Source organism: Rhizobium sp. 268, assembly GCF_036571585.1.
Classification (GTDB): domain Bacteria; phylum Pseudomonadota; class Alphaproteobacteria; order Rhizobiales; family Rhizobiaceae; genus Rhizobium; species Rhizobium redzepovicii.
This window is the reverse complement of record NZ_JAPPSO010000003.1, coordinates 340638-359571: the sequence shown is the minus strand read 5'-3', so window position 1 is coordinate 359571 and position 18934 is coordinate 340638. Positions and strand designations below refer to the sequence as shown.

The following is an 18934-nucleotide window of genomic DNA, read 5'->3' as shown; positions in this document are numbered from 1 at the left end:
CATCCAGCAGTCGCCCAAGGAGGCTTTCCGAGCCCTGCATACTAGCAGGCGGGGTATGGCGGCGCCTGTAGCATCACGTAATATCTGTGGCTTTCAAGCCGATCGGGATCGTCGGCCAGCACATTCCCAGCCATTCCGATCCCCTTTGCCAATTCCTCAACGAAGAGGATGTATCTTTGCTGCCGGAATCGCAGCGATTCGGCTTCAGGATCCGCAACCCATGACCAGAGCAAGACGCCGCCGTCTCATCCGCACCCGACGCACCGCAACCGGGCTTGCCCTCGTCGGCGCTATCTCATTTCTGGCCGGCATGACCGACGCGACCGGTCTGCTGCTGACCGGCGATTTCGTCTCCTTCATGACCGGCAATACGACGCGGGCAGCACTCGCCTTGAGCCAAGGCAATCTCTATCACGCGGCGGTGCTGATCTCCGCCATCGGCGCTTTCGTGCTCGGCAATGCGGCGGGGATCGTCATCGCCCATGTCTCCGAGCGTCGCATTTTCGTGGTGCTCGGCTGCGTCGGTCTCGTCCTGGCGCTCGCCTCGGTGACGACGGTGCAGGGCCTGCTGCTTGCACGCTTCTATATGATCGTTTTTGCCATGGGCATGGTGAATGCCGCCGTCGAACACATCGAAGGACTGCCGATCGGGCTGACTTATGTCACAGGCGCGCTGTCGCGCCTCGGCCGCGGCATCGGCCGCTGGATCATCGGCGACCGCCATATCGAATGGACGATCCAAATCGTGCCCTGGGGCGGCATGGTGCTCGGCGCGATCGCCGGCGCGGTGCTGACGCGGCAGACCGGCGCGCATGCGCTGTGGCTGGTCGCCATCTTTGCGATGGCGCTGGCGCTTGCCGCCATGTTCATTCCCCGGCCGCTTCAGCGGCGCTTCAACCAGAAGCCCGCGCCGCACCACTCGGCCATTGCACGCGGCAAATAGAAGCGTCGCATTCCTGTTACCCTCGAATCGGATAGGAAGCATCGTCGTCCGTCTCAAGGAGTAGGTCTTGTTCCTGATTTCGAAGCTTGTATGGATTTTCGCTCAGCCGCTGTCGCTGGCATTCTTCCTCGTCTTCCTGGCCCTCATGGCCGGCCTTCTGCGCTGGCGTATCTTAAGCAACCTCGGTGCCGCGGCTTCGGCCCTCATCCTCTTCGTCACGCTCTACACCACGGCCGGCAACCTCATGATGCAGGGCCTTGAGCAGCGCTTCGCCAAGCCAGCCGGCGATCCGGAGAGCCTGCAATGCATGATCGTGCTCGGCGGCGCCTTCGAAAATGAGGTGAATACGGTACGCCACGGCATCGAATTCAACGGCGGCGCCGACCGCTTCGTCGAGGCCCTGCGGCTTGCGCAGAAATTTCCCGACTCGAGCATCCTGGTCTCGGGCGGCGACGGCTCCATCTCGGGCGTCTATGAAGGTGATGCGGCGGCATCCGAGCGCTTCTTCCCGCTCTTCGGCGTCGGCAGGGATCGGCTGATCGAGGAGACGCAGTCGCGCACCACTTTCGAAAACGCCGTCAATACCAAGGAATTCCTGGCGAGCCAGGGGCTTTCCAAGTGCCTGCTGATCACCTCGGGTTTCCATATGCCGCGCTCCGTCGGCATCTTTCGCAAGCTCGGTATCGATATCGTGCCCTGGCCGACCGATTATCGCACCGACGGTCAGGTCAGGCTGGGCCTGGATTTCACCCAGCCGAACCTCAATGCCCAGAACATGGCGACGGCGATCCGCGAATGGTACGGCCTGATCGGCTATTATCTCGCCGGCCGGACGTCGGAGCTGTATCCGCGCTGAGTTACTTTTTTGAAATTGTGACGAACTTCGTGCCGCGCACACGCGCGGTGACAATGCAGGGGTCACCTTCGGTGCGGTCGCAGAAACGCGGATGCATCTTCATTGCCAGCACCATGTTGCCGAAGCGCTGGACGAAGTCGTAGCCGTAGATCTGCGCCGTCGCGATTATGAAATAGCCGCCTTCAGCCACCTGCAGATAGAAATTATAGGTGCAGCCGTCGTCGTTGCATTGCGGACCCTTCTGCCCGTCGCAGGTCAGCTGGCCCTCGTTGACTACGGCATCGATCAGCCCGTCATTGTTGATGTCCTGCCGAGTGACGAAGCCATCGGCGAATTCGGCCGCCTTGCATTGCTCCTGGAAATGTTTCTTCTCGTAGATCTCCGGATCGGAGATCAGCGATTGCTGACCGAAGGCCACAGCCGGCATGATGACCAGCAGGAGAATATTCAGAACGGCGAGCATCAGCGTTTTCACGGCTTTCCTCTTTTGGATAAGGCTCTGCAGCCCGATGCATGTCGCCCACAAAGTGTGCAGCGGTTCTTGGTCAACGACATGCATCAATAAAGACATTATCTTTATGGCCCCACCGCCTTGCGCCGCCCTTGCCGCCGTGGTTTTTGGTGAAATATTCCGCCGTTCCGGGGTTCGCATGTCCTTGCTCGTCTATCTCGATTACGCCGGCATCGCGCTGTTTGCCGCGACGGGCGCGCTCGCCGCCTCGCGCAAGCAGCTGGACCTGATCGGTTTTCTGTTTTTCGCCATGGTGACGGGAACGGGCGGCGGCACCGTGCGCGATATCGTGCTCGGCCGCGTGCCGGTCTTCTGGGTGCTGAATCCGGCCTATATCCTGGTCTGCTGCATCGTGGGCGTCGTGGTTTTCTTCACCGCCCACCTCTTGGAATCACGCTATCGCCTGCTGATCTGGCTGGATGCGATCGGCCTTGCCGCCTATTGCGTGCTGGGCGCCGCCAAGGGGCTCGCCGCCACCGGCTCACCGACCATCGCGATCGTCACCGGCACGCTGACGGCAACCTTCGGCGGCATTCTGCGTGATCTGATGGCAAACGAGCCTTCGGTGCTGCTCAGGCCGGAGATTTACGTGACCGCGGCCCTTATCGGCGCCGGCGTGTTCACGCTCGCCAATGGGCTGGGAATGCCGCTCTATCTGGCGTCTGCCTGCGGTGTCGTGGCGGCCTTTGCGGTGCGCGGCGGCGCTCTGTGGTTCGGCTGGACTTTTCCGACCTACAGGCACAAGCCCGGCCGGCACCCTGACGATGTCATGTAACGCGGGCGTCAGCCCTGCTTCGCCCGCAGCCGGATTACCACGTCGACATGGGCGATCTCCATGCCTTCAGGCGGCTCTGGCAGATTGGCGATCGTCAGGTTGCTGACCGGAATGTCGAGCACCTCGTTCTCGCCTTCGACGAAGAAATGGTGGTGGTCAGAAACATTGGTGTCGAAATAGGTCTTGGCGCTCTCGACGGCGAGAACGCGGATGAGGCCGGCTTCGGTGAACTGATGCAGCGTGTTGTAGACGGTTGCCAGTGACACCGGCACGCCGGCGGCAACGGCCTCCTCATGCAGTTCCTCGACCGTCAAGTGCCGGTCGCCCTTGGCAAAGAGCAGGTCGCCGAGCGCGACGCGCTGGCGGGTAGGCCGCAGGCCTGCGCCGCGCAGCCTGACCTCAATGGCGATCGGGAGTGCACCCGTCATCAAAACCAACTCCGATTATTCCTGCATAATTCAATCATGTTTCTTCAAGCGGTATAACTTTTGCACAGGAGCCTTTCAATAGTTCAATGGGGACAAGAGCCTGATAAACGCCGCCAAAACCGGCTTTTAACGCAAATAGGTCTGGTCGCAGCCCTGGCCTTCCTGTATGCGACCACCAAATAATAGCGCAAGCTTGGTCCGGGACCATGGATGAAGCCGCCTTGCTCGTGCTTCATTTTCTGAAGAACTTGGACTACACGTTCACATCCATGGGCTCACGCGGGAGGGAAAAGAAACTTTATGACGACCAGACAGTCCAGCTTCTCGTACGACGAACTCATCGCCTGCGCACATGGCGAGCTGTTCGGACCCGGCAATGCGCAGCTTCCGCTGCCGCCCATGCTGATGGTTCACCGCATCACCGACATTTCCGAAACGGGCGGGACCTTCGACAAAGGGTATCTCAGGGCCGAATACGACGTACGCCCCGACGATTGGTATTTTCCCTGCCATTTCGAAGGCAATCCGATCATGCCGGGCTGCCTCGGCCTTGACGGCATGTGGCAGCTGACCGGCTTCTTCCTGGGCTGGCTCGGCGAGGAAGGCCGCGGCATGGCGCTGTCGACAGGCGAAGTGAAGTTCAAGGGCATGGTCCGTCCGCACACGAAGCTGATCGAATATGGCATCGACTTCAAGCGCGTCATGCGCGGCCGCCTGGTCCTCGGTACGGCCGATGGCTGGTTGAAGGCGGACGGCGAAACCATATATCAGGCGGCCGATCTTCGTGTCGGTCTCTCAAAAGACAAGACGGCCTGAACCGCATCTTGAGCGGCTCACGAAACAAAAAAGGTTTGATCAGATGAGACGGGTAGTTGTCACGGGTCTGGGTATCGTGTCCTCGATCGGAAACGACGCCGCCGAAGTCACCGAATCCTTGCGGCAGGCAAAGTCGGGTATCTCCTTCTCCAGCGATTTCGCAGAACACGGCTTCAAGTGCCAGGTTTGGGGCAGCCCCGCGCTCGGCGCTGCGGACCTTGCCGAACTGGTCGATCGCCGCGCCATGCGCTTCCTGTCGCAGGGCGGCGCCTGGAACCATGTCGCCATGAAACAGGCACTTGCCGATTCCGGGCTGGAAGAGAAGGACTACGCTCAGAACGAGCGCACCGGCATTATCATGGGCTCTGGCGGCCCATCCACCCGCACACTGATCGAGGCGGCCGACATCACCGTCAAGAACAACAGCCCGAAGCGCATCGGCCCCTTCGCCGTGCCGAAGGCGATGTCCTCGACCGCATCTGCGACACTTGCCACCTGGTTCAAGATCCACGGCGTCAATTACTCGATCTCGTCAGCCTGCTCGACATCAGCGCATTGCATCGGCAACGCCGCCGAGATGATCCAGTGGGGCAAGCAGGACGTGATGTTTGCCGGCGGCCACGAAGATCTCGACTGGACGATGTCCAACCTCTTCGATGCCATGGGCGCCATGTCCTCCAAGTACAACGATACGCCGGACAGCGCCTCGCGCGCCTATGACGTCAACCGCGACGGATTCGTCATCGCCGGCGGCGCCGGCGTGCTGGTGCTCGAGGAGCTGGAGCGCGCCAAGGCCCGCGGTGCGAAGATCTATGCCGAAATCGTCGGCTACGGCGCAACCTCGGACGGTTACGACATGGTCGCCCCCTCGGGCGAGGGCGCCATCCGCTGCATGCGCCAGGCGCTTGCATCAGTCAAAGGCGACGTCGACTACGTCAACACTCACGGCACCTCGACGCCGGTCGGCGACAGCAAGGAAATCGGCGCCATCCGTGAAGTGTTCGGCGCCAAGATCCCGCATATTCAGTCGACCAAGTCGCTGACCGGCCATTCGCTGGGTGCGGCCGGCGTGCAGGAATCGATCTATTCCCTGCTGATGATGCAGCACGGCTTCATCGGCGAAAGCGCCCACATCACCGAGCTCGATCCCGAATTCGAAGGCGTGCCGATCGTGCGCAAGCGTATCGACGATGCGAAGATCGATATCGCCCTCTCCAACTCCTTCGGCTTCGGCGGGACGAACGCCACGCTCGTCTTCCAGCGCTATAACGGATAATAAAATGACTGGAATCATGCAGGGTAAACGCGGCCTCATCATGGGCGTCGCAAACAACCACTCGATCGCCTGGGGAATTTCAAAAGCTCTTGCCGCACAGGGTGCGGAACTCGCCTTCACCTATCAGGGCGATGCGCTGGGCAAGCGCGTCAAGCCGCTTGCCGCCGAAGTCGGCTCCGATTTCGTGGTGCCCTGCGACGTCGAGGACATCGCCTCGGTCGACGCTTTGGTCGACGCGATCGAACAGCGCTGGGGCAAGCTGGATTTCATTGTCCACGCGATCGGTTTTTCCGACAAGAACGAGCTGAAGGGTCTCTACGCCGACACGACGCGCGAGAATTTCAGCCGCACCATGGTCATTTCCTGTTTCTCTTTCACCGAGATCGCCAAGCGCTGCGCGCCGTTAATGGAAGACGGCGGCGCGATGCTGACGCTGACCTATAACGGCTCGACGCGGGTCATCCCGAATTACAATGTCATGGGGGTCGCCAAGGCAGCGCTCGAAGCTTCGGTGCGTTATCTTGCCGCCGATTACGGCCCCCGCGGCATCCGCGTCAACGCTATATCGGCCGGCCCGATCCGCACGCTCGCCGGTGCCGGCATCTCAGATGCGCGCGCGATTCTCTCCTGGAACCAGCGTAACGCGCCGCTGCGCAAGACCGTCACCATCGACCAGGTCGGCAATTCGGCTCTCTACCTGCTTTCTGACCTTTCCGCCGGCGTCACCGGGGAAATCCACTTCGTCGACGCCGGTTTCAACGTTACCTCCATGCCGACGCTAGACACGCTGCGCAGGGCCGACGTCGAGTAGACACTCCCTTGATGTGAAACGTAAAGGCCGTGCGCAGATGATGCGCACGGCCTTTTTCTATCGATGGAATGCCCGGTAGCGAGGCAGGCTAAACTCTATTTCTTCGCCCACAGCACCTTGAAGCGGGCGTTGCGGCAGGTTTCGCCGCTTTCCCTGAAATTCGCCGCCAGAACCGGCTCGTAGGGCAGGCCGCGATTGGCGACCAGCATCAGACGGCCGCCGCCGCGTAGCGCAGATGCGGCGGTTTTGATCATTGCCTGGCCGAGCGCCGGCTCGGCTGCGTGGCCCTCATGGAAGGGCGGGTTCATGATGACGAGATCGTATTTGTCCTTGACCGGCTCGCCCGCCAGATCGTGCCAGAAGAAGCGCGCAGGCGCGTTCGGGCAGTTCTCCGCCAGATTGTCCCTAGCAGCCTCCAGAGCCGCGTGATCGGCCTCGTAGAGGTCGAGGCGGGTCAGTCCGCGCGACCTCTGTGCCAACTCGACGGAGAGATAACCCCATCCGGCGCCGAAATCCGCCACATCGCCGGTAAAATCCTGCGGCAGGCGCGAGGCGAGCAGTTCCGACCCGGCATCGACCCGGTCATGTGAGAACATGCCGGCGGTGGCATTGAAACGGCCGTCGACGCGTACCGGCGCCTTTGCCAGCTTGGAGACGATCTCGTCGGCGTCGGCAGGGCGGCCGAACCAGAAGGCGACACCGTGATATTTCGGCATATGGTCGATGGCGAGGCCGAAACCTTCGAGGCGCTTGCGCAGCGGCTGGATGCCGTCTTCCTTGGCGCCGGCAACGACGATCAGGCCGCCGGCCCGCGTGCGAGCGATGGCGGCGGCAAGATTGGCCTCGTTCTCGCCCTTGTGCTTCGTGCAGAGCACCAAGGCAGCATCGTAGTCCTCGCCCTCGATCTCAGGCTTTGCTTCGATCCGCTGCGCCTGAAGCTGCCGGTAGAGCGGCCGGAAGCCCTGGACGGCGCTCAGCGTGGCGGCAAAACCTTCCGGCAGCGCAAAGCCTGCCTCGGCACCGAGGAAGAGCACGCGCTCGGCCTCGCCGGGCGCCGCGACCGTGCCGCTGGCAAAGGGATGGAACAGGGTCTTCAGCGTCTCGCGGCTCATGGGTCTCGTCTCGTTAAAGCATGTCGCGCAAAAGTGTCGAGCGGTTTCAAGGCCACGACATGCGCAAAACCAGGATGCAAAAAGGGCGCGGAAGATTCCCGCGCCCGGAGTGAAATCTGGGAGACGCGGCTTATTCGGCCGCTTCTTCCTTCTTCTTCTCGTTCGCGATCTCCTGGCCGGTGGCCTGGTCGACGACCTTCATCGACAGGCGAACCTTGCCGCGTTCGTCGAAGCCGAGCAGCTTGACCCAGACCTTGTCGCCTTCCTTGACGACGTCCTGCGTCTTGGCAACGCGCTCGGACGCCAGCTGCGAGATGTGGACGAGGCCGTCACGGGCGCCGAAGAAGTTGACGAAGGCGCCAAAGTCGGCGGTCTTGACAACAGTGCCTTCGTAGATCTGACCGATTTCAGGCTCGGCGACGATCGAGTGGATCCACTTGCGGGCCGCTTCGATCTCCTTGCCTGAGGAGGAGGCGATCTTGACGGTGCCGTCGTCCTCGATGTTGATCTTGGCGCCGGTCTTTTCGACGATTTCGCGGATGACCTTGCCGCCGGAGCCGATGACTTCGCGGATCTTGTCGACCGGGATGTTCATGACTTCGATGCGCGGAGCGAATTCGCCGAGCTGGCCGCGGCTTTCGGTAATGGCCTTCGCCATTTCGCCGAGAATGTGGGCACGACCGCCCTGGGCCTGGCCAAGGGCGACCTTCATGATCTCTTCGGTGATGCCGGCGATCTTGATGTCCATCTGCAGCGAGGTGATGCCGTCGGCAGTACCTGCAACCTTGAAGTCCATGTCGCCGAGGTGGTCTTCGTCACCGAGAATGTCGGAGAGGACGGCGAAGCGATCGCCTTCCAGGATCAGGCCCATGGCGATACCGGCAACCGGCTTTGCCAGCGGAACGCCTGCATCCATCAGGGCGAGCGAGGTGCCGCAGACGGTCGCCATCGAGGACGAGCCGTTCGACTCGGTGATCTCGGAGACGACGCGCAACGTGTAGGGGAACTGCTCAGGCGTCGGCAGCATCGGACGGATGGCGCGCCATGCGAGCTTGCCGTGGCCGATTTCGCGGCGGCCCGGGGAGCCCATGCGGCCGGTTTCGCCAACCGAGTAGGGAGGGAAGTTGTAATGGAGCAGGAAGCGCTCCTTGTACATGCCCGTCAGGCTGTCGACATACTGTTCGTCTTCGCCGGTGCCGAGCGTGGCAACCACGATGGCCTGCGTTTCACCGCGGGTGAACAGTGCCGAACCATGGGTGCGCGGCAGAAGGCCGACTTCCGATACGATCGGACGAACGGTTTCGAGGTCGCGGCCGTCGATGCGGCTCTTGGTGTCGAGGATGTTCCAGCGGACGATTTTCGCCTGCAGGTGCTTGAAGATCGCGCCGACTTCTTCGGCCGTGTACTTGGCTTCGCCTTCCTCGGGCAGGAAGTGTGCCTTCACCTTGGCCTTGACGGCGTCGACGGCGGCGTAGCGGTCAGCCTTCTGAGTGATCTTGTAGGCTTGGCGAAGTTCAGCTTCGGCAAGGCCGAGCATCTCGGTTTCGAGAGCGGAATAGTCTTCCGGCTGGAAGTCGCGCGGCTCCTTGGCGGCCACTTCGGCGAGCTTGATGATCGCGTCAAGAACCGGCTGGAAGCCCTTATGGCCGAACATGACGGCGCCGAGCATGACTTCTTCGTTGAGTTCCTTGGCTTCGGATTCAACCATCAGCACGGCGTCGTAGGTGCCGGCGACGACGAGATCGAGGCTCGATTCGTCCATCTCGTCGAGATGCGGGTTGAGAACGTATTCGCCGTTGATGTAGCCGACACGCGCACCGCCCACCGGGCCCATGAAGGGAACGCCGGAGAGCGTCAGCGCTGCCGAGGTCGCGACCATGGACAGGATGTCCGGGTTGTTCTCGAGGTCATGCTGGATGACGGTAACGACGACCTGCGTGTCGTTCTTGTAACCTTCCGGGAAGAGCGGGCGGATCGGGCGGTCGATCAGGCGGGAGACGAGGGTCTCGTTCTCGCTAGGGCGCCCTTCGCGCTTGAAATAGCCGCCGGGGATCTTGCCGGCTGCGTAGGTCTTTTCCTGGTAGTTGACGGTGAGCGGAAAGAAGTCCTGGCCGGGCTTCGGCGCCTTGGCCGAGACGACGGTGGCGAGAACGACGGTTTCGCCGTAGGTGGCAAGAACGGCGCCGTCGGCCTGACGGGCGATCTTGCCGGTTTCGAGCTTCAGCGGGCGGCCGGCCCACTCGATTTCGACTGTGTGTGTATCAAACATGATTTGTCCTTCAATGCGGGAGCACGCGCCATCGCCGATACCAGGGCGCAGCGCACAGTCGACCGCAAATAATGTGACGTATCACGGGCAAGACAACGGGAGGCTTTTCATCCTCGGTTCCTCGACAAATCCGAGATCCCTTAGAAAACCAGGCCAAAGCTTTGAAGAAGCCTTGGCCGAAAGCATCCGGCAATCCTGCCCCATGACAGGTCAACGGTTGGTTTGGCAGAACCGGCCCATCCGGGTCCGCCGATCTTTCCACCGCTTGCAGATAGGGCGCGGCTGGAACATTTCATCGGGAACCGTGTCCCCAAACAGGATCCGGCGGGCGCTCGGAAAGCGCCCGCCGGGCAATCTTAGCGGCGGATACCCAGGCTGGAGATCAGCTTGGAATAGCGGCCTTCATCCTTCTTCTTGAGATAATCAAGAAGCGAGCGGCGGCTCGAAACCATCGTCAACAGGCCACGGCGGGAATGGTTATCCTTCTTGTGGTCCTTGAAGTGTTCGGTCAGGTTGTTGATGCGTTCGGTCAGGATCGCGACCTGGACTTCCGGAGAACCGGTATCGCCTTCGGCGGTTGCGTATTCCTTGATCAGCGCAGACTTGCGCTCAGCAGTGATCGACATCGGGTGATCCTTTCTAAGAGAGGAGATAAAGGTCGCCAAAAGCCGGGATGCCGTCCAGCTTTGGCCGTGAATGCGAGCAGGCGAACCTGACGCTGGCGCTGCCTATAAACCAATTAAGCAGCGATGGAAAGAGGGGAGCGCCCGCGGCGGTTTTCAGCGGCCCGCCATCGCCTCCCGGATCATCGCATCGTAACCCGCGGGATCCTGCAGCATGGCGAAATGGCTGGCCTCTTTCAGGATCACCAGCTTTGCGCCCGGAATTTCTTTCGCCATCATCTCGTTATGGTCGAGCTTCACGGCTTCGTCGTGATCGCCGATGGCGAGCGTGACCGGCACCGTGATCTTTCCGAGATCCGCTGCCGTCCAGGCCGGCTGTGTCGCCCACATCTCGGAGATCTGGGTGACGAAGGCGTCGTACTCGTTCGGCGTCGGCGACAGCTTCCGGTACTGTTCGCCGGCGACGTTGATATAGTCGTTGAAGGTCTTGTTGCTCATGACGTCAGGCTTGACGCCGTCGGTCGTGACGTTGGCGGCCTGGGCAATGACGCGCGTCAGCTTTTCCGGATGGTTCATCGCCATGTCGATGCCGATGATGCCGCCGTCCGACCATCCCACCAGGGTCACCTTGCCGATCTTCAGATGGTCGAGAAGGGCTGCATAATCCGATGTCATCAGGTCGTAGCCGAAGGGCTTTTGGCTGCGCGTCGAGCGCCCATGCCCGCGGCTGTCGGCAACGATGACCAGGTGGTCTTTGGCGAATTCGGCGATCTGGTGACCCCAGACATCGGCATTGCCAAGCCCGCCATGGATGAAGAGCATCGGCTCGCCTTCACCATATTCGGCGTAATACATCTTGATGTCGTTCACCTCAGCCATGCCGCTGGTCTTCGGCACGGGCATCGCCGGAAAAGCCGGCAGCTCGGCCCAGCGCTCGCCGGATTGAGCGCCGGTAACGGTGAGAAACATCGAAAAGAACGTCAGCATGCGGATCGCGGTTGCGCGCATCATCATCCCCCTTGCCGGGCCGCAACGGCCCCTCGGGCGGCCATCGCCCGAAAGGAAGATATCGCATCGCTACCGCCTGACAATCGTCAGCTGCATAGGTTCAGGCAAAAACCCGCTTCGGGCGAAACTCGCCCTGGCCGATCTCACCGATCGCGATCAGCCTGCCGCGGGCCGTCGCATAGGCTTCGCTTTCGGCAATCGGCGCATCGCGGCCGCGCACGAGGATCGGGTTGCCCATCTTCAGCCTGTGCGCCTGGTCGTCGTTGATGACGAGGTGAGGCAGGGCCGATAGCGCCTCGCAGGTGTCGATCAGCAGCGCGTCGAGGGCGGCAAGCCGCTCGTCCATGTCCTCGATCGCTTCCAGCGCCACGAGGTCCGCGAGCGGCACCATCGCTTCTTCCGCGAAGGGCGCCACGAAAGTGCGCCGCAGCCCGGACACATGGCCGTAACAGCCGAGCTCGCGGCCGAAATCGCGGGCAAGCGCCCTGACATAGGTGCCCTTGCCGCATTCCACTTCGAAATGCGCGCTATTCGCATCCGGGCAGGCGAGCAGGGTCAGCCGGAAGATATCGACTTCACGCGAGGGGATTTCGACGGTTTCGCCTTCACGCGCCAGATCATAGGCGCGTTCACCCGATATCTTGATTGCGGAAAACTGCGGCGGCACCTGGCTGATGGTGCCGATGTAGCCGGGCAGGATATCGCGGATCTGTTGTTCGCTGGGACGGTTGTCCGAGCTTGCGGTCACCTCGCCTTCGAGATCGTCCGTTGCCCGCTCTTCGCCCCAGCTGACCGTGAATTCATAGATCTTGCGGCCGTCCATCACATAGGGAACGGTCTTCGTCGCATCGCCGAGCGCGATCGGCAGCATGCCGGAGGCGAGCGGATCGAGCGTGCCGGCATGACCGGCCTTCTGCGCCTTGTAGAGCCACTTGATCTTGGAAACGGCTTCCGTCGAGCCGAAATCCACCGGCTTGTCGAGGATCAGCCAGCCGGAAATCGGCCGGCCTTTGGGTTTGCGTGGTTTGGACATGCGTCTCTTCTGTTTATTGTTCGTCGTTATCGCCGTCGAGGTCGCGGCGCACCTCGGGCGAACGCAGCAGCTCGTCGATTTTCTTGTAGTTGTCGAAGCTGGTATCGTCGCGGAAGCGCACTTCCGGCATGTATTTCATCTGCCGAAGCTGCTGCCCGAGCCTGCCGCGGATATACTTCGCATGACGGTTCAGCGCCTCGATGACCACGCTGTGGTCGGAAACGCCGAGCGGCGTCACATAGGCGGTGGCGATCTTCAGGTCGGGCGACATGCGCACTTCCGAGATCGAGATCACCGTCGCTTCGATGACATCGTCGCGCACTTCGCCGCGCTGCAGTACCTGGGTAATCGCGGCGCGGACCTGTTCGCCAACGCGCAGCATGCGCTGCGAAGGCGCGGAAGAAGTTGCTCTGGTCATTGTTATCTCTATTTGCCGATGCGGCTGGGAATCGAACCCGTCAAAGGAGAGCGTCAATGACTCCTTTGGCCGAAAAGGTCAAGCCGGCGGATGCCCGAAAGCCATCCGCCGGCTGGCGAATGGCTTTCGGAAAGCTGATGCTGCGCCTAAAGCGCGGCGGTTTAGAGCGTGCGCGTGATATGTTCGACGCGGAAGCACTCGATGACGTCGCCGGCGCGCATATCCTCGTAATTTTCGAAGGCCATGCCGCATTCCTGGCCCATCGGTACTTCGGAGACTTCGTCCTTGAAGCGCTTGAGGGTCTTGAGCTTGCCTTCGTGAACGACGACGTCGTTGCGGATGAGGCGGACGCCCGCACCGCGTTCGACCTTGCCTTCGACAACACGGCAGCCTGCGACCTTACCGACCTTGGTGATGTTGAACACCTCGAGGATTTCGGCATTGCCGATGAAGGTTTCGCGCCGTTCCGGAGAGAGCAGGCCCGACATCGCTGCCTTCACGTCATCCACCAGGTCGTAGATGATGTTGTAGTAGCGGATTTCGATGCCTTCGCGCTCGGCGAACTGGCGTGCCTGCGTATTGGCGCGAACGTTGAAGCCAATGATGGCCGCGTTCGACGCTTCGGCGAGCGAGATATCCGACTCGGTGATGCCGCCGGCGCCCGAATGGACGATGCGGGCGCGGACCTCATCGGTGCCGAGCTTTTCCAGTGCGCCGGCAATCGCTTCGATCGAGCCCTGCACGTCACCCTTGATAACCAGCGGGAACTCCTTGATGCCGGCGCTTTGGCGCTGCATCATCATCTGTTCCAGCGAACCGCGCTGTCCCGACTGGCGGGCAGCAGCCTTGTCGCGGGCCAGACGCTGACGATATTCGGAGATCTCGCGGGCGCGGCTTTCGCTTTCGACGACGGCGAACTTGTCGCCCGCCTGCGGCGTGCCGGAAAGACCGAGAACCTCGACCGGAGTCGCGGGACCCGCTTCCTTCACATGGTCACCCTTGTCGGTGACGAGGGCGCGCACGCGGCCCCAGACGTCGCCGGCGACGATGATCTGGCCCGGACGCAGCGTGCCCTTCTGGACGAGCACGGTCGCGACCGAACCGCGGCCACGATCGAGCTGGGCTTCGATGACGGTGCCTTCGGCAGTCCGGTTCGGGTTGGCCTTGAGATCGAGAATTTCCGCCTGCAGCAAGATCGCCTCAAGCAGCTTGTCGAGGTTCTTGCCGGTTTTGGCCGAAACTTCGACGTCGAGCACTTCACCGCCCATAGATTCCACGAAGACTTCGTGCTGCAGCAACTGGTTGCGGACCTTCTGCGGATCGGCCTCGTGCTTGTCGACCTTGTTGATCGCAACGATGATCGGAACACCGGCCGCCTTGGCGTGGTTGATCGATTCGATCGTCTGCGGCATGACGCTGTCGTCGGCTGCAACGACCAGGATCGCGATGTCCGTCGCCTGGGCGCCGCGAGCACGCATGGCCGTAAAGGCGGCGTGGCCGGGAGTGTCGATGAAGGTGATCTTCTGACCGCTCTGCTCCACCTGATAGGCGCCGATATGCTGCGTGATGCCGCCGGCTTCGCCGGAGACCACGTTGGCATGGCGGATGGCGTCGAGCAGCGAGGTCTTGCCGTGGTCGACATGGCCCATGATGGTGACGACGGGCGGGCGCGAAACCAGTTCGCCATCCTCGTCGGAGACGTTGAAGATGCCGAGTTCGACGTCGGATTCCGACACGCGTCGGACCGTATGGCCGAATTCGCTGGCGATGAGTTCGGCAAGGTCGGCGTCGATGACGTCGCCCGGCTTCATCATCTGGCCTTCCTTCATCAGGTACTTGATGACGTCGACGGCGCGTTCGGACATACGCTGCGACAGTTCCTGAATGGTAATCGTCTCTGGCAGAACCACCTCGCGGGAGATCTTCTCGCGGGTTTCCTGCATCTGGCCGCGACGGAATTTCTCCTGCCGGCGGCGCATGGCCGAGAGCGAACGGCCGCGGGCATTATCCTCGCCGTCGACGTTGGCAGTGGAGATCGTCAGCTTGCCGCGACGGCGCTCTTCATCCGTCTTCGGACGTGTCGTGACCGGCTTTGCCGGTTCCGGACGAACGACGCGGCCACGAACCGGGCCGCCTCGCGCGGCACCCCGATCGTCGTCTTCCTTTTCGTCGCGGCGGCCGCGAACGGCGCCGGGGGCGACAGCACCCGCTGCCGGACGGGCAGCAGTTGCTGCTCCAGCCGCATCGGGCCGGCGCGCGGCAGGTGCCGAGGATGCCGGTTGCTGTGGCTGCGGGGCGTCGGCTGGAGCCGCTACTGCGGCTGCCGGTTCAGCAACTGGAGCGGGCGCTTCAGCCTGCCGGATAGCTTCTTCGGCGGCCCTGCGGGCAGCTTCTTCGGCTTCGGCTGCCTTGCGGATCACCTCTTCGGCGGCCCTGCGCTTTTCTTCCTCGGCGCGGCGGATCGCATCCTGGGCGTCACGCGCTTGGGCGTCGGCAAGCGCCCGGCGGCGAGCGTCCATTTCCTCAGGCGACAGATGGTTAAGCACCACCGGCCGCGGACGGTCGTTCTGGCGCGGCGCCTGGTGGGACTGCTGCGGACGCTGGTTCGTCTGGCTGTTGTTGCCCTGCTGTATCCGCGGTGCCGGCGTCGGCTGCTGCGGGCGTGCCTGCACCGGCGCGGGCGCCGGTTCGGCTGCACGCACGGGAGCCACCGGAGCGACAGGTGTGATCGGCTTTTCGTCTTCCGGGCGCATCGGGCGCCGCTTGCGGGTCTCGACGACGACCGCCTTGGTGCGACCTCGACCCATATCCTGGCGAACGGTGCCCTGGCTCATCCCCGATGGTTTCAGGGTAAGCGTCTTTTTGCCCGTCACGCTGATTGTCTTGTCGTCGTTACTATCGGTCATTCGTTCCCGTTCCTTCGGACAGGGAGCGATGACTAGATCAGACCCTGTCGTTCAATACTTGTCGATCAATGAGAATGCGACCGGCCCATGCCGGTGACCGCCTCATTGTTTTTGCCGGCCAGCGCCGCCCGCTGCCCGGGACTGACCGCCAATACGGTACTGTTCGAGCATCTTTGCGCGCTTCACTACACCCTCACCCGCCTGCCCTGCAAGCACTGCGGCATGGATAAAAGCATTCTGGCCCATCAGGCCTTCCATTTCGCTCTCCGAGAAGAGACGGAAGGAAGGTATCTCCTCCTCGGTCTCCATTCCGAGGTGCCAGGCCTTGCGGGCCTGGTCGATTTTCCGGACGCCGTCATCCGCTGCATCAGTCGCATGGAACACCGCAAGGGCAGCCCCGCTCCTGACCGCGGCATCCACTTTCGAGGACCCGCTGACGAACTGGCCGGCTTTCCGCGCCATGTTCATCATCTGCATCAATTGCGCCGCAAGCAGCCGGTCGACGCCTGCGCCGAGATCGTCTGCCGCCTTCACGTCCATTTTCAGCGCGCGGGCGAAGAGTTTCTTCGCCACTGCCCTGTCGACCAGCGACCGGTCGATCTTCACCCAGCATCCGCGTCCCGGAAGCTCGCGCTTCAGATCGGCGACAACGGTTCCATCGGGAGCGGCAACGAAGCGGATCAGCTCTTCCGGCGATCCGCTTTCGCGCGTCACGATGCACATGCGTCCGTTCACGTCATAACCTGCAAGATCGTCGTCCTCGTCAGGGAGAGCGTCCGGCTCATGCGCGGTCATCATGCTTCTTGTTCGGCTTCGGCGACCTCTTCTTCGGTCCCCTTCGCCAGGTCTTCTTCGGTAATCCAGCCAGCCGACAGGCGGGCCTGGACGATCATCTGCTCGGCTTCGACGCGCGAGACGTCGAACTTCGAGAACAGGCCTTCGAATTTCTTCGTTTCGCCGTTCTTGCGTTCCGTCCAGCCGACGAGATCGTCGGCGGCACAGCCGGCAAAATCCTCGATCGTCTTGATGCCGTCTTCGCCGAGCGCCACCATCATCTGGGCGGTCATGCCGTCGATTTCGCGCAGCTCGTCCTGAACGCCGAGCGCCTTGCGCTTCTCGTCCATCTCGGCTTCGAGGCGCTCGAGGAACTCCCGGGCGCGCTGCTGGATTTCCTGCGCAGTCTCTTCGTCGAAACCGTCGATCGAGGAGATTTCGTCCAGATCGACATAAGCCAGTTCTTCGACCGCGGCAAAGCCCTCGGAGGCCAGAACCTGGCCGACCATTTCGTCGACGTCGAGCGAATCCATGAACAGGTTGGTGCGCTCGTTGAATTCCTTCTGGCGGCGTTCCGATTCCTCGGCCTCCGTCATGATGTCGATGTCCCAGCCGGTCAGCTGCGAAGCGAGGCGGACGTTCTGGCCGCGGCGGCCGATCGCAAGCGACAGCTGCTCGTCGGGAACGACGACTTCGATGCGCTCGGCATCCTCGTCGAGAACAACCTTGGCGACTTCGGCCGGCTGCAGGGCGTTGACGACGAAGGTCGCTGGGTCCTGGCTCCACGGAATGATGTCGATCTTCTCGCCCTGAAGCTCGCCGACGACGGCCTGAACGCGCGAACCGCGCATACCGACGCAGGCGCCGACCGGATCGATCGAACTGTCGTTCGAGATCACGGCGATCTTGGCGCGCGAGCCCGGATCGCGGGCAACCGACTTCACCTGGATGATGCCGTCGTAGATCTCAGGCACTTCCATGGTGAACAGCTTCACCATGAACTGCGGATGCGTGCGCGACAGGAAGATCTGCGGGCCGCGCTGTTCGCGACGGACATCGTAGACATAGGCGCGGACGCGATCGCCATAACGGACGTTTTCGCGCGGGATCATTTCGTCGCGGCGGATGATGCCTTCGCCGCGGCCGAGATCGACGATGACGTTGCCGTATTCGACGCGCTTGACCGTGCCGTTGACGATTTCGCCGACGCGATCCTTGAATTCGTCGAACTGGCGGTCGCGCTCGGCTTCACGCACCTTCTGCACGATCACCTGCTTGGCGGATTGTGCGGCGATGCGGCCGAAATCCATCGGCGGCAGCGGATCGGCGATGAAATCGCCGAGTGCGGCATCCGGGTTGCGGTCGCGGGCAAGCTCCAGCGGGATCTGCGTCGAATAATCCTCGGCCTTGTCGACGACTTCGAGCAGGCGCTGCAAACGGATTTCGCCGGTCTTCGGATTGATGTCGGCCCTGATGTTGGACTCGGTGCCGTAACGGGAGCGTGCCGCCTTCTGGATGGCGTCGGCCATTGCGGCCAGCACGATCTCGCGGTCGATGACCTTTTCGCGCGCCACTGCATCTGCGATCTGCAGAAGTTCGAGCCGGTTCGCACTGACTGCCATTGTCTTGTTTCTCCGTCTTAACCCCGGGGTTCCCGTCCCTGGAGCGGTCTGTTGATCGGTTATTCCTGGTCGTCCGCTTCGTTCTGGTTGGCGGCCTGGGCTTTCGCCAGCTTGTCGGCGCGCAACGCATCGCGGATCAGGTCGTCGGTCAGAATGAGCTTCGCATCGCTAAGCGCCGTGAAGGGAATGGTGACCTTTTGCTCTTCCCCGTAAGCGACCTGGTCACGCTCGAGCGTGAAACCATCTACGCCTGCTTCGACGATCTTGCCGCGGAAGCGCTTGCGATTGTCGATCAGGATCGACGTCTCGCATTTCACAAGGTGGCCCTGCCAGCGGACGAAATCGGATTTCCGAACCATCGGACGGTCGATGCCGGGCGAAGACACTTCGAGATGATACTCTTTATCGATCGGATCTTCCACATCGAGGACGGGAGAAATCGCCATCGAGATTTCTTCGCAGTCCTGGACCGTCATCGTCCCGTCGTTGCGCTCGGCCATGACCTGCATCGTCGCGCCGTTCTGGTTCATCATACGGACGCGGATCAGCCGAAAGCCCAGGCCGACGAGGACGGGTTCGATGATATCGGCAAGACGCTGGTCAAGCCCGGTTTCGGTAATCAGCCGCGGCTCAAGTTCGTTGTCTGCGTTTGTCATGTCCGACAAGCGATGCGCTCCTCGCAATTTCATGCTGTTTAGGGATCGCGCTAATAAAAAAGAGCGGGTCCTTGCGGCCCACTCTTCATCAAGCGAT

General features: G+C 61.9%; 18 protein-coding genes. 6 read left to right on the top strand and 12 right to left on the bottom strand.

The window, feature by feature from the left end; translation table 11 throughout:
* Nucleotides 1-220: 220 nt before the first annotated feature.
* Both OS035_RS08325 and OS035_RS08320 read left to right on the top strand, forming a co-directional pair.
* Nucleotides 221-943, top strand: a complete 723-nt coding sequence (locus OS035_RS08325) for a YoaK family protein (RefSeq protein WP_183781749.1) — start codon at nucleotides 221-223, stop codon at nucleotides 941-943.
* 67 nt (nucleotides 944-1010) lie between these two features.
* The gene (locus OS035_RS08320) at nucleotides 1011-1799 is read left to right on the top strand and encodes a YdcF family protein (RefSeq protein WP_183781746.1); all 789 of its coding nucleotides are present in this window, start codon (nucleotides 1011-1013) and stop codon (nucleotides 1797-1799) included.
* A 1-nt stretch (nucleotide 1800) separates the two neighbouring features.
* Here OS035_RS08320 and OS035_RS08315 read toward each other — a convergent pair whose 3' ends face one another.
* The gene (locus OS035_RS08315; RefSeq protein WP_331813605.1) at nucleotides 1801-2274 is read right to left on the bottom strand and encodes a hypothetical protein; all 474 of its coding nucleotides are present in this window, start codon (nucleotides 2272-2274) and stop codon (nucleotides 1801-1803) included.
* Between the two features lie 175 nt (nucleotides 2275-2449).
* Here OS035_RS08315 and OS035_RS08310 point away from each other — a divergent pair, with 175 nt between their 5' ends.
* Nucleotides 2450-3085: a trimeric intracellular cation channel family protein gene (locus tag OS035_RS08310; RefSeq protein WP_003583389.1), complete on the top strand. Its 636-nt coding sequence runs from the start codon at nucleotides 2450-2452 to the stop codon at nucleotides 3083-3085.
* An 8-nt stretch (nucleotides 3086-3093) separates the two neighbouring features.
* Here OS035_RS08310 and irrA read toward each other — a convergent pair whose 3' ends face one another.
* Nucleotides 3094-3513 carry an iron response transcriptional regulator IrrA gene (gene irrA / locus OS035_RS08305; RefSeq protein ID WP_003555773.1) on the bottom strand — a complete coding sequence of 140 codons (420 nt, stop codon included), beginning with the start codon at nucleotides 3511-3513 and terminating at the stop codon, nucleotides 3094-3096.
* A 300-nt stretch (nucleotides 3514-3813) separates the two neighbouring features.
* Here irrA and fabA point away from each other — a divergent pair, with 300 nt between their 5' ends.
* The 3 genes from fabA to fabI are packed head-to-tail and all read left to right on the top strand — an operon-like array spanning nucleotide 3814 to nucleotide 6416.
* Nucleotides 3814-4329, top strand: a complete 516-nt coding sequence (gene fabA / locus OS035_RS08300) for a 3-hydroxyacyl-[acyl-carrier-protein] dehydratase FabA (protein WP_003589358.1) — start codon at nucleotides 3814-3816, stop codon at nucleotides 4327-4329.
* 43 nt (nucleotides 4330-4372) lie between these two features.
* The gene (fabB, locus tag OS035_RS08295) at nucleotides 4373-5605 is read left to right on the top strand and encodes a beta-ketoacyl-ACP synthase I (protein WP_097628412.1); all 1233 of its coding nucleotides are present in this window, start codon (nucleotides 4373-4375) and stop codon (nucleotides 5603-5605) included.
* Nucleotides 5606-5609: 4 nt separating this feature from the next.
* Nucleotides 5610-6416 (top strand): enoyl-ACP reductase FabI, encoded by an 807-nt coding sequence (gene fabI / locus OS035_RS08290; RefSeq protein ID WP_097628411.1) that lies wholly within the window; start codon nucleotides 5610-5612, stop codon nucleotides 6414-6416.
* A 95-nt stretch (nucleotides 6417-6511) separates the two neighbouring features.
* On the opposite strand, the gene OS035_RS08285 is transcribed toward fabI, so the two are convergent.
* From OS035_RS08285 to rimP, 10 genes are all read right to left on the bottom strand, one after another.
* The gene (locus OS035_RS08285) at nucleotides 6512-7528 is read right to left on the bottom strand and encodes a class I SAM-dependent methyltransferase (protein ID WP_097628410.1); all 1017 of its coding nucleotides are present in this window, start codon (nucleotides 7526-7528) and stop codon (nucleotides 6512-6514) included.
* A 130-nt stretch (nucleotides 7529-7658) separates the two neighbouring features.
* Nucleotides 7659-9797: a polyribonucleotide nucleotidyltransferase gene (gene pnp / locus OS035_RS08280; RefSeq protein WP_097628409.1), complete on the bottom strand. Its 2139-nt coding sequence runs from the start codon at nucleotides 9795-9797 to the stop codon at nucleotides 7659-7661.
* Nucleotides 9798-10153: 356 nt separating this feature from the next.
* A complete protein-coding gene (gene rpsO / locus OS035_RS08275; protein WP_025417456.1) occupies nucleotides 10154-10423 on the bottom strand; it encodes a 30S ribosomal protein S15 in 270 nt (89 codons plus the stop codon).
* 153 nt (nucleotides 10424-10576) lie between these two features.
* Nucleotides 10577-11428: an alpha/beta fold hydrolase gene (locus OS035_RS08270; RefSeq protein ID WP_097628481.1), complete on the bottom strand. Its 852-nt coding sequence runs from the start codon at nucleotides 11426-11428 to the stop codon at nucleotides 10577-10579.
* Nucleotides 11429-11528: 100 nt separating this feature from the next.
* Nucleotides 11529-12461, bottom strand: a complete 933-nt coding sequence (gene truB, locus OS035_RS08265; protein ID WP_097628408.1) for a tRNA pseudouridine(55) synthase TruB — start codon at nucleotides 12459-12461, stop codon at nucleotides 11529-11531.
* A 13-nt stretch (nucleotides 12462-12474) separates the two neighbouring features.
* On the bottom strand, nucleotides 12475-12879 hold the full coding sequence (gene rbfA / locus OS035_RS08260) for a 30S ribosome-binding factor RbfA (RefSeq protein ID WP_097628407.1): 405 nt from the start codon (nucleotides 12877-12879) through the stop codon (nucleotides 12475-12477).
* Nucleotides 12880-13040: 161 nt separating this feature from the next.
* A complete protein-coding gene (gene infB, locus OS035_RS08255) occupies nucleotides 13041-15785 on the bottom strand; it encodes a translation initiation factor IF-2 (protein ID WP_097628406.1) in 2745 nt (914 codons plus the stop codon).
* Nucleotides 15786-15887: 102 nt separating this feature from the next.
* A complete protein-coding gene (locus OS035_RS08250) occupies nucleotides 15888-16583 on the bottom strand; it encodes an RNA-binding protein (RefSeq protein WP_179867163.1) in 696 nt (231 codons plus the stop codon).
* The gene (gene nusA / locus OS035_RS08245; protein ID WP_097628405.1) at nucleotides 16580-18181 is read right to left on the bottom strand and encodes a transcription termination factor NusA; all 1602 of its coding nucleotides are present in this window, start codon (nucleotides 18179-18181) and stop codon (nucleotides 16580-16582) included. Before nusA ends, OS035_RS08250 begins: the two co-directional genes overlap by 4 nt.
* A 59-nt stretch (nucleotides 18182-18240) precedes the next feature.
* Nucleotides 18241-18846, bottom strand: coding sequence for a ribosome maturation factor RimP (gene rimP / locus OS035_RS08240; RefSeq protein ID WP_097628404.1), 606 nt, complete (start codon nucleotides 18844-18846; stop codon nucleotides 18241-18243).
* Nucleotides 18847-18934: the final 88 nt, after the last annotated feature.

Coding starts and splice junctions, on each gene's coding strand:
- irrA (WP_003555773.1), bottom strand. CDS start 3,513: ATGACGGGTGCACTCCCGATCGCCATTGAGGTCAGGCTGCGCGGCGCA.
- nusA (WP_097628405.1), bottom strand. CDS start 18,181: ATGGCAGTCAGTGCGAACCGGCTCGAACTTCTGCAGATCGCAGATGCA.
- OS035_RS08270 (WP_097628481.1), bottom strand. CDS start 11,428: ATGCGCGCAACCGCGATCCGCATGCTGACGTTCTTTTCGATGTTTCTC.
- OS035_RS08310 (WP_003583389.1), top strand. CDS start 2,450: ATGTCCTTGCTCGTCTATCTCGATTACGCCGGCATCGCGCTGTTTGCC.
- infB (WP_097628406.1), bottom strand. CDS start 15,785: ATGACCGATAGTAACGACGACAAGACAATCAGCGTGACGGGCAAAAAG.
- OS035_RS08285 (WP_097628410.1), bottom strand. CDS start 7,528: ATGAGCCGCGAGACGCTGAAGACCCTGTTCCATCCCTTTGCCAGCGGC.
- fabA (WP_003589358.1), top strand. CDS start 3,814: ATGACGACCAGACAGTCCAGCTTCTCGTACGACGAACTCATCGCCTGC.
- fabI (WP_097628411.1), top strand. CDS start 5,610: ATGACTGGAATCATGCAGGGTAAACGCGGCCTCATCATGGGCGTCGCA.
- rbfA (WP_097628407.1), bottom strand. CDS start 12,879: ATGACCAGAGCAACTTCTTCCGCGCCTTCGCAGCGCATGCTGCGCGTT.
- rpsO (WP_025417456.1), bottom strand. CDS start 10,423: ATGTCGATCACTGCTGAGCGCAAGTCTGCGCTGATCAAGGAATACGCA.
- pnp (WP_097628409.1), bottom strand. CDS start 9,797: ATGTTTGATACACACACAGTCGAAATCGAGTGGGCCGGCCGCCCGCTG.
- OS035_RS08250 (WP_179867163.1), bottom strand. CDS start 16,583: ATGATGACCGCGCATGAGCCGGACGCTCTCCCTGACGAGGACGACGAT.
- truB (WP_097628408.1), bottom strand. CDS start 12,461: ATGTCCAAACCACGCAAACCCAAAGGCCGGCCGATTTCCGGCTGGCTG.
- OS035_RS08325 (WP_183781749.1), top strand. CDS start 221: ATGACCAGAGCAAGACGCCGCCGTCTCATCCGCACCCGACGCACCGCA.
- fabB (WP_097628412.1), top strand. CDS start 4,373: ATGAGACGGGTAGTTGTCACGGGTCTGGGTATCGTGTCCTCGATCGGA.